The 12,737-nt window shown below is 63.9% G+C and carries 12 protein-coding genes; 3 read left to right on the top strand and 9 right to left on the bottom strand.

Features of this window, described 5'->3' with window-relative positions; all coding sequences use genetic code 11:
- Positions 1–2 precede the first annotated feature (2 nt).
- The 9 genes from NKH04_RS07185 to NKH04_RS07145 all read right to left on the bottom strand — a co-directional run bounded on the left by NKH04_RS07185 (position 3) and on the right by NKH04_RS07145 (position 8,526).
- On the bottom strand, positions 3–1,376 hold the full coding sequence (locus tag NKH04_RS07185) for an amidohydrolase family protein (RefSeq protein ID WP_353044145.1): 1,374 nt from the start codon (positions 1,374–1,376) through the stop codon (positions 3–5).
- 39 nt (positions 1,377–1,415) lie between these two features.
- Complete coding sequence (locus NKH04_RS07180; RefSeq protein ID WP_353044144.1) at positions 1,416–2,984, bottom strand: GMC family oxidoreductase; 1,569 nt, start codon at positions 2,982–2,984, stop codon at positions 1,416–1,418.
- Positions 2,985–2,991: 7 nt separating this feature from the next.
- Positions 2,992–3,600 carry a thiamine pyrophosphate-dependent enzyme gene (locus NKH04_RS07175; RefSeq protein WP_352470588.1) on the bottom strand — a complete coding sequence of 203 codons (609 nt, stop codon included), beginning with the start codon at positions 3,598–3,600 and terminating at the stop codon, positions 2,992–2,994.
- Positions 3,597–4,097, bottom strand: coding sequence for a thiamine pyrophosphate-binding protein (locus tag NKH04_RS07170; protein WP_352470589.1), 501 nt, complete (start codon positions 4,095–4,097; stop codon positions 3,597–3,599). Before NKH04_RS07170 ends, NKH04_RS07175 begins: the two co-directional genes overlap by 4 nt.
- A 90-nt stretch (positions 4,098–4,187) precedes the next feature.
- The gene (locus NKH04_RS07165; RefSeq protein WP_352470590.1) at positions 4,188–5,108 is read right to left on the bottom strand and encodes a LysR family transcriptional regulator; all 921 of its coding nucleotides are present in this window, start codon (positions 5,106–5,108) and stop codon (positions 4,188–4,190) included.
- Positions 5,109–6,911 carry an adenine deaminase gene (locus NKH04_RS07160; RefSeq protein ID WP_352470591.1) on the bottom strand — a complete coding sequence of 601 codons (1,803 nt, stop codon included), beginning with the start codon at positions 6,909–6,911 and terminating at the stop codon, positions 5,109–5,111. It lies immediately after the preceding gene.
- A gap of 36 nt (positions 6,912–6,947) precedes the next feature.
- Entirely contained in the window at positions 6,948–7,583 is a 636-nt protein-coding gene (locus tag NKH04_RS07155) for a glutathione S-transferase family protein (protein WP_353044143.1), read from the bottom strand.
- A complete protein-coding gene (locus tag NKH04_RS07150; protein WP_352470593.1) occupies positions 7,580–8,302 on the bottom strand; it encodes a Rieske 2Fe-2S domain-containing protein in 723 nt (240 codons plus the stop codon). Before NKH04_RS07150 ends, NKH04_RS07155 begins: the two co-directional genes overlap by 4 nt.
- On the bottom strand, positions 8,299–8,526 hold the full coding sequence (locus tag NKH04_RS07145) for a hypothetical protein (RefSeq protein ID WP_353044142.1): 228 nt from the start codon (positions 8,524–8,526) through the stop codon (positions 8,299–8,301). Before NKH04_RS07145 ends, NKH04_RS07150 begins: the two co-directional genes overlap by 4 nt.
- A 299-nt stretch (positions 8,527–8,825) precedes the next feature.
- On the opposite strand from NKH04_RS07145, the gene add reads away from it, so the two are divergent.
- The 3 genes from add to NKH04_RS07130 all read left to right on the top strand — a co-directional run bounded on the left by add (position 8,826) and on the right by NKH04_RS07130 (position 12,735).
- A complete protein-coding gene (gene add, locus NKH04_RS07140; protein ID WP_353044141.1) occupies positions 8,826–9,866 on the top strand; it encodes an adenosine deaminase in 1,041 nt (346 codons plus the stop codon).
- Between the two features lie 27 nt (positions 9,867–9,893).
- Positions 9,894–11,015: a BMP family ABC transporter substrate-binding protein gene (locus tag NKH04_RS07135; RefSeq protein WP_352540084.1), complete on the top strand. Its 1,122-nt coding sequence runs from the start codon at positions 9,894–9,896 to the stop codon at positions 11,013–11,015.
- A 115-nt stretch (positions 11,016–11,130) separates the two neighbouring features.
- Positions 11,131–12,735, top strand: coding sequence for an ABC transporter ATP-binding protein (locus NKH04_RS07130; RefSeq protein WP_352470700.1), 1,605 nt, complete (start codon positions 11,131–11,133; stop codon positions 12,733–12,735).
- Positions 12,736–12,737: the final 2 nt, after the last annotated feature.

The following is a 12,737-nucleotide window of genomic DNA, read 5'->3' as shown; positions in this document are numbered from 1 at the left end:
CCTTATTGAGTCCATTGCAGGCTGCCGCCGGAATTCTGGGCAAGGAAAGCGGCGCGCCGGGCGAACAGGCCAGGCGCGACGCGATGGATTTCGGCGATGATCTCGCGCAGGTCGCCGGTGCGCAGCGCGCCGTCCTCGGCCAGGATCTCGCCATCGACCATCGTCAAAGACACGTCGCTGCCGCGCACGGCGTGGACAAGATTGTGATGGAAGTTGAAATAAGGTCCGTCGCGGAAGACCGGCGTCATGCGCGGCGTATCGGTGCGGACCGCGATGATGTCGGCGCGCTTGCCGACTTCAATCGAGCCGATCTCGTGGTCGAGACCGATCGCCCTGGCGCCGAGAATGGTGGCCATGCGCAGCACCTGCCAGCTATCCATGGCGGCGGCCTCGAAGTCCTTCAGCTTGCCCAGCAGCGAAGTCACCTTCATCTCTTCGAACATATCGAAATTGTTGTTCTCCTTCTCGCCGTCGGTGCCGATCCCGACAGGCACGCCGGCCTTCAGCATCTCGGCCACCAACGCGATGCCGCTTGCCAGCTTCATGTTGGAAACAGGATTGTGGGCCACCGAAACGCGGCGCTTGGAAATAAGCTCGATCTCTTCCCGATCGAGCCAGACGGCGTGGGCGATCATGGCGCGCGGCGTTTCGAAGAAGCCAAGGTCGTCCAGCGCGAACATCGGGCGTTTGCCGTAGCGCCGCTTAAATTCCGCGATCTCGATCTCGGCCTCGCTGCAATGCGTGTGGAAGCCGGTGTCGTGTTTCCTTGCGAGTTCGATCGCCCGGCGTTGGCCGGTTTCGTCGGCATAAAACAGATGCTCCAGCCCGACCCACACATTGATACGGCCGCCCGCCTTGCGATGCCAGCCCTCGATCATCGCCTCGTTCATGTCGAGCGTGTCGAAGTAGTTGTAGTCGGGATGCTCGCCGACGTAAGGCACGGCGACCAGGCGGTTGCCGATCGCCTCGGCCGCCCTGGCGCTGCCTTCCATGAACCGCCACATGTCGACGACGGTGGTCGTGCCGCCGAGCACGGATTCCGCGTAGCAGAGCCACGATGCCGCCTCGGCCTCGTGCGGCTGCAGCACGCGATGCATCGGATTGATATGGAGCGTCAGCCAGTCCCAAACCGGCAGGTGCTCCGCCGTGCCGCGCAAAAAACCGGAATGCGCATGCGCATTGACCAGCCCAGGCAAAAGCACCGCATTGTCGAGTTTCTTCACGGCCACGGCCGGATACGCAGCGCGCAATGCTGCGAGTGCGCTGACCGCGGCGATACGACCATCCTCGACCAGCACGGCGCCATCAGGCAACGCGTGGTTATCTTCATCCATGGTGAGCAGCGTGTCGGCAGCAAGGATGAGGCTTTGGGTCATCGCGGGTACTCCGTGTGCGGTCCGTCGGTCATGACATCCTCAAGCTGCCGCCGCGAGCAGGAAATCGGCGGCGCGCTCGCCGATCATCGTGGCGGGCGCGTGGGTATTGCAGGTCGGGATCGTTGGGATCACCGAGGCATCGGCAACGTGCAGACCGTCCAGCCCGTGCACGGCGAGACGGCTGTCGACGACGGCCATCGCGTCCTCGCCCATCTTGGCTGTTCCGCAGGTGTGGAAGAACGTCGTGCACGCCTCGCGGATGAAGGCGATTGTCTCGGTGCGGGTCAGTCGGCGGTCAGGTGCGGCAAAGTTGCGGAAGACACCGGCGTTCGCCCTTGCAGCCGCCATCTCCATCACCATCTCGATCGCAGTGACCATGGCGTCGAGGTCTTCCGGTTCCGCCAGAAAGTTCGGTTGGATTTCGAGCGGCCCGCCGGGCTTGCCGTCGAGCAACTTCAAGTGCCCGACGCTCTTCGAGCGCATCAGGCCCGCACCGAAGGAAAAGACATCGCCGGATAGATCGTAGCGCGCGCGGATCGCCGGTTCGGCGCTGTTGCCCTGGACGGGGAAGGCATGCAGGTCGGGCTGCGGCAGGTCCGGCCGCGACTTCCAGTTGACCATCGAGCCACCGCCATTGCCCACTATCGGTCCGATCGGTCGTTTCGCGCGGAAGACGCAGGCCTGCGCCAGCGGATGGTCCTGAAGATTCCTGCCGACACCCGGCAGGGCGCGAACGAGCGCAATGCCAAGGCGCTGCAGTTCGATCGGATCGCCGATGCCCGACAGCATCAGCAGGCGTGGCGTGTCGACGGCCCCGGCCGCGAGCACGATGCTCTCTTGCGCGCGCGTTTCGCAGATTTCGCCGCCGACGAGGTGCTTGACCGCGACGCATCGGCTGCCTTCGACCGTCAGGCCGATGGCCGCGGATCCGGTCAGCACCGTCAGCATCGGGTGATCCAGGATCGGCACGAGATAGCCCGTCGCCGAACTCCAGCGCTTGCCGTCGCAGATGTTGAAATTCGCGGCCGCCGCCCCCTCGTTGCTGGGGCCGTTCGGATCGTCGATTACGGGGATGCCGATCTCGGCCGCGCCATCGATCAGCGCATGCGCGACCGGGTGCAGTGCCGCCGGCCGCTCGATGTGGAGCGGACCGCCCGCCCCGCGAAACTCGCTTGCACCGTCGCGCCAGTCCTCGCAGCGCCGGAAATAGGGCAGCACGTCGGCGAAGCTCCAGCCCTTGGCGCCGCCAGCCTCCCAGGCATCGTAATCTTGCGGATGGCCGCGATACCACATCATCGCGTTGATGGCGCTTGAGCCGCCAAGCAGGCGCCCGCGCGGGATGCCGATGGTACGCCCATTCACCCTCAGTGTCGGAGCATAATCATAGCCCCAGTCATAGGTGCTGCGGCCAAGCGGCACCCACTTGCCGGGGTCCTCGATCTCTTCGAACCCAAGACCCGTCGGGCCGGCCTCGATCAGGAGGACGTCGGCGCCGGCATCGACCAGTCGCCGCGTCACCGCACAGCCACCGGAACCCGAGCCGACCACCACGTAATCGTAGCTGCGTTTCAGTGCGCGTCGGGGGACGACAGGTCCGAGGGCGCCCATGATCTCGTCAGTTGTGCTCGCTCGGGCCCATGATGACGATGCCTTCGCTCGCCTCGACATGGCGGACGAAGATATACTTGTCCTCGCGGCCGTCGCTGTGTTTGCGCTTGATGTCCGGCTGGACCGTTCCCGAGACCTTGGCGACCACGATATAGGGCGCATCCACAGCGAGCCCCCTTGCACAATGTGCGTCGAACTCCTCCACCGTGCGCGCCGTATGGGCGTTCTCGAGGCCGGCGCCGCGCGCGATCGCGGCAAGGTCGACGCGGCCCAGCGCCGTATGGGTCGGCGGGCCGCCGATCGACTGGTAGCACTCATTGTCCCAGACCACGACGAAGAGGTTCTTCGGCTGCTCGTTTCCGAGCGTGGCCAGGATGCCCAGGTTGAAGAGCAGGCCGCCATCCGTATCGAGCGAAATGACGCGGCGGTGCGGCAGGCCGGCGGCGAGCCCGAAGGCCTGCGGCGTGACGCAGCCGAGTTGCTGCTGGAACAGGCTCGCCTCGCGCATATGCGGCGCGGCGTTGTACCACTCGTCGACGCTGCCGCCGAGCGAAAGGACCACCAGCTCATCCTTCAGCCGCGCGGCGAGCGCCTTCATGCAGTCGAAGCGTCTCACCGCACCACCTCGCCGCCGAGCGCCACAGCCGAATGGTAATAGGACGCATAGGACCAGGAATAGGCGTCAAGGATGGCGCGCTCGATCTTCGCCTCCTCCGTGACGATCCGGTACGGCACGCGCAGCGCGTTCAGCACCGGCTCCATGGTGATGCCATGCGGGACTGCCCACCAGTTGTTCTCGCCGAGCTCGCCGCGATAGCTCATCAGCATCATGACCGGGATGCCGGCTCCAAGGCCCATGCGGGCCAGCGGCTCGACCGAGGCGCGCAAGCCGGAATTTTCCATGACCAGCGCCGCGCGCTTGCCCGACAGGAAGACCCCGCCACATATCGCCGCGCCCTCACCCTCGTTGGTGACGCGGATCGTGCGGATATCCGGATCGGCATCAAGGGCCGGGTAGAGCTCCTTGAACAACGAATCGGGCAGATAGCAGACGATGCTCACTCCCGCCCGCTTAAGCCCCCGAATGACCGCGTCGACCGCACTCTGCTTCATGACATCCCCTTCGGCCGGGAAGTCTCGCAAAGCTCAGTTGTTCGAGATAGGGACAAATTACTCTCTTTGTCGATGCGCAAAATGCAACAACTAATCATGCAACGCCTCGACCATGCGGGCCAGCAGCGCCGCGAATGCGGAGGCCGCATCCGACATTTCGCGTTCAAGCCGGGCGAGCAGCATCAGCCGGTGCGGGTTCATGCGAGAATCGCGCAACGGCACGAAAACGAGCGATCCGTCAGCCACTTCCGGCTCGATGCCGAGCTTGGTGCGAAGCACCACGCCGAGGTTGAGGCGCACCATCTCGGTCATCAGTCCGATCGAGTTGGTCCGTGACCGTCGCGTGATGTCGATCATGGAGCGCCCGATCGCATCGTCGATCGAAATGCCCAAAGCAAGGCTGTTGTCCGAGACGATGACCTGTTCGCCGGCAAGATCGAACAGCTTCACTTCCTTGCGGCCGGCAAGGCGGCTGCCCGGATGAGCGACGACGCCCAGCGGCAGAGGCGTGCTCGCGATCTTGCGCACGTTGCGCGGCACGCGCACGTCGAAAGCAAGCGCCAGATCGCATTCGCCGTCGGCAACCGCATCGCAGGCGCGCTGCGACCCGGCGACATGCACGTCGACCGATATCTGCGGGTGGCGCTTCCAGAATTCCTTCAGCGCGTTCGGCACGAGCCCGCGCGCCGCGCTCTCCACGATCGCCACGGACAACGAGCCGCGGTTGAGGCCACTGAGATCATTGATCTCGGACGAGGCGCGCGCCAACTCGGTGATGCTCTGACGCGCGTGGTAGAGCAGAAGCTCGCCTGCGCTGGTCAGTTTCAGTCGCTGGCGCACACGCTCGAAGAGCGGCGTGCCCAGTTCGTCCTCCAGGCCCTTGATGACGCGGCTGATGGAGGATGGCGCCACGTTGAGCGCCTGCGCGGTCTGGCGAACCGAGCCCAGCCGCGCGACCATTTGGAAATAATGGATGCGCGGTGAGACCAGCCCAAGTCGGAAGGGATCCACTCAGGCGGCCTCAAAGGCGGGGACGATCTCCATTTCCGGCACCAGCACGAGACCTTTGTCGGTGATACGGATTTCGGGGATGACCGAGAGCGGGATGAGGTTGAAGCCCATATAGGGAATGCAGCAGCCGGCCGCCTCCCATTCCCGTTTGAGGATCTTCACCTCCTCCGCGACCTCAGTGACGCGCTTGTCGGACAAAAGGCCGGCGATCGGCAGTTCAACCATGGCAGTCACTTTGCCGTCGACGACGACACAGACGCCGCCTTGCGTTTCCTCGATCGCCCGCAGCGCCACCTGCATGTCGGCCTCGTTGAGGCCGGCGATGATGATGTTGTGGCTGTCGTGACCGACAGACGATGCGACGGCGCCGCGTCGCAGCGTGAAATTGCTGAGCAGCCCGTAGGCGACGTTGCCGTCCGACTTGCCATGGCGCTCGACCACAGTGACGAAGCACAGGCCGTGGCGGTCGAAATGGTTCTGCCAATCGTTGGACGGATCGAGCGTGATCTTCTGGTGGCCGAGCGTGATCCCCGGCAGTTCGGTGCGGATGGTATGCGCCACCACCTTGCCGGTTGGCAGCTCCGGCGTCAGCTTGATCTGCTTCGGCAGCTTCACTGTGTGGTAGGCCGTGTCCGGATAGCGGTAGCGGGTCGAGAGGGCCTGGTCGAGCAGCGGCATGATCTTGCCGTCATCGACGACGAGTTCGCCGCCATACCACGTGCTAACGGGATCGAAGCCGTCGTCGAGCAGCACCAGGTCGGCACGGCGGCCACCACCGAGGCCTCCGATTTCGCCTTCCATTGCAAAGCGCGTCGCGCCATGCAGCGAGCCCATCGACCAGGCCTGCTCCGGCGTCATGCCGGCCTTCATCGCCTCGCGCGTCACCCAGTCCAGGCCGAAGAGCATCAGGTCGTCAGCATCGCGGTCGTCGGTGCAGACCGCGATGCGCTTATGCGAGGCTCCGAGTTCCGTAATCGTCTTGATCGCTGCGGGCAGGCTGTGCCACGGTGTCGTCGGCGGGCCGCCACGCAGGAACAGCCAGATGCCGGCCTCGAGCATGTCGTCGGCGATCTCGCGGTCGATCGCCTCATGGGTATCGGTGACGCCGGAGGCCGCATAGGCCGACACGAATTCGCGTCCATAGACGTGTCCCGACACCGGGCGGCCGCGTCTCAGCGCCGCAGCGAGGATGGCATGGCTGCGTTCATCGCCCATAGCCACTGGCACGAAATCCATCTTCTCGCCTAGCGCCACGGCTTCCGGCCATTTGTCGAACAATGCGCCGATCTTCTCGGCTGTCAGGTCGCCACCGGCCGTTTCCAGCAACGGCGAAGTTGCCGGGACGGTGCTCGGAACCGTCAGGAAAATGGACAACGGCGCCAGGCGCGCGTCCTCCAGCATCGCCTCGATGCCAGCAACGTCCATGACGTTGCCGATCTCGTGGCTGTCGCAGAAGAGGGTCGTGGTGCCGTTGAGCAGCGCCGCCTCGGCATAGGCGCAGGCCGTCACCATCGAGGATTCGATGTGGATGTGCGGATCGACCAGGCCGGGGGCGACGATGCCGCCCCTGGCGTCATATATCCTGGCGCTGCCACCCTTATAAGTGCCGGCCGGCTTCACAGCGGCGATCCGCCCTCCCGACAACCAGATCTCGCGGCCTGGAAGCACGCGCTCCGAATAGGTCGACAACACGCGTGCGCCGGCAATGACCAGATCGGGATCGGCTCGCCCGGAAGCGACGCCGGCCAGCCGCCGGGTCATGGACGAGAGCGGCTGGACGGAAAAGCGCGTGAGAGAGGTCATTCTGTTGCTTGCCTCGTTCTCGTCGAATGTTGGGCGTCAATGGTAATCGGGGATGCCCGGCATGGTCGTGAAGCCCGGAAGCGCGCGGAAGCGACGCACCCAGCGGCGCAGCGCCGGATACTCGTCATGGTCGACGCCGAAATCGCGGCTCAGCGCAAACGCCGGAAAAAGCGCGATGTCGGCGATGGTCGGGCGGTCCGTAGCGAACCATTCTTTCTTCTCGAAACCCCGCGCGGTCATATGGTCGTCCATGGCGCGGAGTGCGTGCGCGGCACCGGCCCGCAGCGCAGCCTCGTCGCCGCCGGCGCCGAACATGGCATGGCGGCGCGCGGCGCTGGCAACGCCGAGATCGCCGGCCGCGAAGAAAAGCCACTGCATCACCTTGGCGAAATCCGAACCATCCGCCGGCAGCCATGCACCCGTTGAATCGTGGCTGCGCGCCAGATGGACGATGATGGACTCGGCGCCGAACATCGTCACCTCGTCGTCGCGGAGAATGGGCAGGCTGCCCGCCGGGTTCATGGCCAGGAATGGCGGCATCTTCTGCTCCGCCCCCGGAAATGCATCGACTGCAACGGTCTGCCATTCCAGGCCGAGCATGGAAAGCGCCAGCCGCACCTTGTAGCAGTTTTCGTCCAGCTCGTAGTTGTAGAGCGTGATCCTCGCCATCATGCAGCCCGCGTCGTCGAGGTCGCGCCGGTACGCCCGGTCTCGAGATGATGACGCAGCTCGCTCGTCCAAGCGAAGAAATGCTTCTGCCCCTTGCCGGCATACTTGGCTGCCGGTCCGTCAATCACGATGTGTAGGGCCGATCGTTTGTCGGTCAGTTCCTGCAGGCCAAGAAGCAGCGTGTCTTCGCCGACCGTCAGGCTGAACAGCATCCCGCTCAGCGCCTTCAGCTCAGCGAGCCCGGATCCGCGGGAGAAGGGCCTGGGCGGCATGGCCCTCACGACATCGATCACCATTGCGGCGGGACTGTCGAGATGCAGGCTGCGGACCGGCACCACCTCCTCTGCCAAGGCAGGCAATTCGGGCAATGCTGCTGCCGGATCCAGTGCCGTCCAGACTATCCCAGCCGCCTCGGCCGATCTGTGGGCAGACACGGTAATGGACGCCGGCACCCTGAGATCGGGGTGGGCCGGAATGTATCGGCACTGGCCGGCCGCATCGTACTGCCAGCCGTGATAAAGACAGGCAATATGATCGCCGCGGACAAAACCGAAGCTCAGCTTCATACCGCGATGCGGGCAGCGATCCTCCCACACATGCGCTGCGCCACTGTTGTCGCGCCAGACCACCAGCTCGTTTCCGCCAAGGCGGATTCCGGCCGAACTGCCCGGCTCGATCGATCCCGACAGCGCCACTGGGTGCCATCCAGCCTGTATCGTCATTCTGCGTCTTTCCCTCTGGAATATTCCCAAATTTCGGCCCGTTCGCAGTCCATCACCAGACAGTCGATTGGCCCCAAGCTACATGCCATCTCGAAGGCATCGATGAGATCGGGCTGGCCCGAAACCTGGACGACAAAAAAATCGTCCGCGGCTTGGTGCACCAGCAGATCGAGATTGAGCCGAGCGGCACGCCTGTCGGCGAACTCGCCAAAGCTCGACGACACCAGTCGGCCGATGAAGCGCAGGCGCGTTGTTTGAGGCGGAGGCGCAGGGTTCTGCGCTTCCCGTAGGTGCTTCATGCCTATATTTCTCCCGGCCTGCACATTTTTTAAGCAGTTTTAGTATGTGTCTAGTTAGGCATCATTTTTTGGCTTGTGCAAGCCCCGTTTCCCTGACATCTGTTGCGTATCAGGTGATCGGACAGTTGGAAAAAGCCGCGATTATCGAACAACTCGGCAGCCGTCCGTCGCCCAAGAAAACCAGGTACGGCTTTGGGGTTGCCGATCCGGGCGAGTGAGCGTCGATGTCGTTGTCAAGTTTCATTCAGCTCATGCCGAAGGTCGAGTTGCACTTGCACCTCGAGGGCGCCGTATCCGCGGAGACATTCGCCGAGCTGGCGGCGCTGAACGCGGTGCCGCTGCCGGACGGCAGACTGACATCGGAGCTCTACAGCTACGGCAACCTGCTGGATTTCCTGAAGATTTACGATCTGGTTTGCGCCTCGATCAGGAATGCGGACGATTTCTCTCGCATCACCTTCGAGGCACTGGAGCGCTGCGCTAAAGCCGGTGCGCGCTACGTCGAACTGTTCTTCAGCCCGCATGCGCATCTGGCTCATGGCGTGGCCTATTCGACTATGCTCGAAGGCATCCTCGACGGCTTTCACCGCGCAAAGGAGCGCTATGGGCTTATGGCAAAGCTGATACCGGCGCATGCGAAGCCGCTCGGCGCGGCAGGTGGCGAGCGCTTCCTGGACATGGTTCTGGCCGAGCGCCCGGCTGAGGTGATCGGCATCGGCTTCGATTACGACGAACGCCCGAACCCGCCGCCGATGTTTGCGCGCATCGTCGAGCGAGCGCGGGCTGCCGGGCTCAATGTCACCAACCATGCGGGCGAGGATGGCCCGGCGGACTATGTCCGCGATACCGTCGACGTCCTCGGCCTGAGACGGGTCGACCACGGCTACCATGTCGTCGACGATCCGGCGCTGATGGAGCAGTGCAAGGAGATGGGCATCGTCTTCACCTGCTGTCCGAGCACGACGCTGGCCACCACCGTCTGGCGTGACCTCACCGCGCCCGACCACGCGATCCGCCGCATGATCGAGGCCGGGCTTACCGTGACGATCCACTCCGACGATCCGCCCATGTTCGCCACGACGCTCGACCGCGAATACGCGCTGATCGCCGAAAATTTTGCGCTCGGGCCGTCGGCACTGAAGCGGATCGCGCTGGCTGGCCTGTCCGCAGCATGGCTCGATGACGACATCAAGCAGGCATGGTCGGCCGACTGGTCGGCAGAAATCGACCGCCTCATGGAAACCGAACTGTCTCTCCCGAACTGAACACGACACGGAACAAAGGACCGAAGCATGATCGACCTGCGCAATCTCTCCCGCCGAGGCTTCCTCAACATGGGCGCCGCGGCCGGCGCCTCGCTGCTCCTGCCGAAATCCGGCCTTATCACGCCCGCCAATGCACAGACGCCGCTCGCCGCCGTCGCCGAGGAAAACGCGGTCATCGCCTTCGGCCACACCGGTCCGGTGACCGATGAAGGCTGGACCTGGAGCCACGACCAGGGCATGAAGGCCGTGCAGGAAGCGTTCCCGAAGCTGAAGACGCTGTTCGTCGAAAGCATCCCCTATTCGGCCGACGCGACCCGCACCTTCCGCCAGTTCGTCTCGGAAGGTGCCAACATGGTGTTTGCCACCTCCAACTATGGCGACTTCCTCTACGACGTGGCCAAGCGTTCGCCGGACGTCGCCTTCTATGAATGCGATGGCCGCAACCCGCTCGAAAATCTCTCGACCTACTATCTCGCCCACTGGTACCCAACCTACGTCACCGGTGTCGCCGCGGGCCTGATGAGCAAGAGCGGCAAGCTCGGCTACGTCGCCTCCTTCCCTGTTCCGTCGGTCTTTTCCGGCACCAATGCCTTCCTGATGGGCGCCCGTTCGGTCAATCCCAACGCCACGATGCAGACCATCGTCATCAACTCGTGGTTCGATCCGCAGGCTGCCACCCAGGCCGGCACCGCGCTCATCGACAACGGCGCCGACCTTCTGTTCGGCATCATGGACGAAGCAGGCTATCTGCAGGTGGCCGAGCAGCGCGGCGCGAAGGCCGTGATGTGGAATACCGACATCCGCCGCTACGGGCCGAAGGCCTACGTCTCCTCGATCGCCATCGACTTCAAGAAATTCTATGTCGACCAGGTGCGCCTGCGCCTCGAAGGCAAGTGGACGCCATCGCAGACCATCCTGCCGATGGGCGGCGGTATCGACCGCGATGCCTGGGGCGAGACGGTGCCCACCGAGGTCGCAAAGCAGGCCGATGCCGTGCGCGACAAGATTCTCGGCGGCTGGAGCCCGTTCGAGGGCGAGATCAAGGACACCAAGGGCAACGTCAAGGTGGCTGCCGGCCATCGCATGACCGAAGAGGAACTCTACAACTGGGATTGGTCGATCGAAGGCGTCAGCGGCCTCCAAGCGTAATCCTGAAAGATTGCAGAGTTTTCGGATAGACTATGCGGCAGAAGGCAAAGAGCTAAGCGGGATGAATGATTTTGTTCCAGTTCATCATGCTTCGAGCGAGCACCGCTACGGCGGCATGGAGGTGCCGTCCACCTCCCCGGGACGTTACGAGCCTGGCTCCGGCGCACCGCCGCTCGTGCTGCTCAAGAGCATCAGCAAATATTTCCCCGGCGTCGTTGCCAACCAGGACGTCGACCTGGACGTGATGCCGGGGGAGATCCACGCCTTGCTCGGCGAGAATGGCGCCGGCAAATCGACCTTGATGAACATCCTCACCGGCATCTATCAGCCGGATGCCGGTGAGATCGTCGTCGACGGCTATGCCAAGCATTTCGCATCTCCAGTCGATGCGATCTCCGCCGGTATTGGCATGGTCCACCAGCATTTCAAGCTGGTGACCGCCTTCACGGTCGCCGAGAATATTCATCTCGGCTGGTCCGAAACGCCCAAGCGTATTGGCTCGTCGGTGCTCGAGGCGCGGACTGCCGCACTGGCCGAGAAGCTGAACCTCGCGGTACGGCCATCCGCGCGCGTCGCCGATCTTTCGACCGGCGAGCAGCAGCGCGTGGAAATCCTACGCGTGCTCGCGCGCAATGCCCGTGTTCTGATCCTCGACGAGCCGACTGCAGTGCTTACTCCGGCGGAAGCGCGCGAGCTCTTCAAGGCGCTCAAGCAGTTCGTGTCCCGGGGCAATGCGGTGATCTTCATCAGCCACAAGCTCGACGAGGTCCTGGAAATATCAGACCGCATCACCGTGCTGCGCGGCGGCCGCAAGGTGGCCACCGAAAATACCGCGGACTGCGGCGAGAAGATGCTGGCGCGCCTGATGGTTGGCCGTGAGATCGTGCTCAGCAATCTGCGTGCCAGGCAGCCAGGCGCGGCCGGCATCTCCGCCGAGCCGGTGCTCAGCCTCAAATCCGTCGTCGCGCGTGACGACGTGGGCGGCATCCTTCTCGACGAGGTTTCGCTCGACATCCATGCCGGCGAGATTCTCGGCATCGCCGGTGTGGCCGGCAACGGCCAGAAGGAGCTGACCCAGGTCGTCACCGGCTTGCGGCCGATCCACTCGGGCCAGATACTGCTCGGCGGAAAGGGCGTCACGACCGCCGGCGCGGTCGATTACGCGAAGTTCGGCGTCGGCCACATTCCCGAAGACCGGCTGCACAGCGGTCTGGCGCCGGCGCTTTCAATCACCGACAACGCCATAATCCGCGAATATGCGTCGGCGCCTGTTTCAAAGGGCTTCGCGTTCCGACCGCGCCTAGCGGCTGCTCTTGCGCGCACGATCGCCGAAGCGGCATCCGTTGCGGTGCCCAATTTCGGCATGCCCATGCGCAACCTTTCCGGCGGTAATCAGCAGCGCCTCGTCGCACGCCGCGAGATGCGCATCGCAAGCAAGGTTCTGATCGCCGCCTATCCGAGCCGTGGCCTCGATGTCGGCGCGATCAACACGATGATGCACTATCTCGTCGAATTGCGCGATGCCGGCGTCGGTGTGCTCTTCATTTCCGAGGAGCTGGAAGAGCTGTTCAACCTGTCGGATCGCATCGCCGTAATGTTCCATGGCAGGATCATGGGCGCGGTGGAGACTGCCTCCACCGACATCGAGGAAATCGGCCTGATGATGGGCGGGCAGATGCGGTCCAGTGCTGGCGCCCAGGCCGCTGCCGGGAAGCACTGACC

The sequence above is a fragment of the Mesorhizobium sp. M1365 genome (assembly GCF_040317865.1).
Lineage (GTDB): Bacteria > Pseudomonadota > Alphaproteobacteria > Rhizobiales > Rhizobiaceae > Mesorhizobium.
The sequence above is the reverse complement of the archived record's forward strand: the minus strand, read 5'-3'. Positions and strand labels throughout refer to the sequence as shown.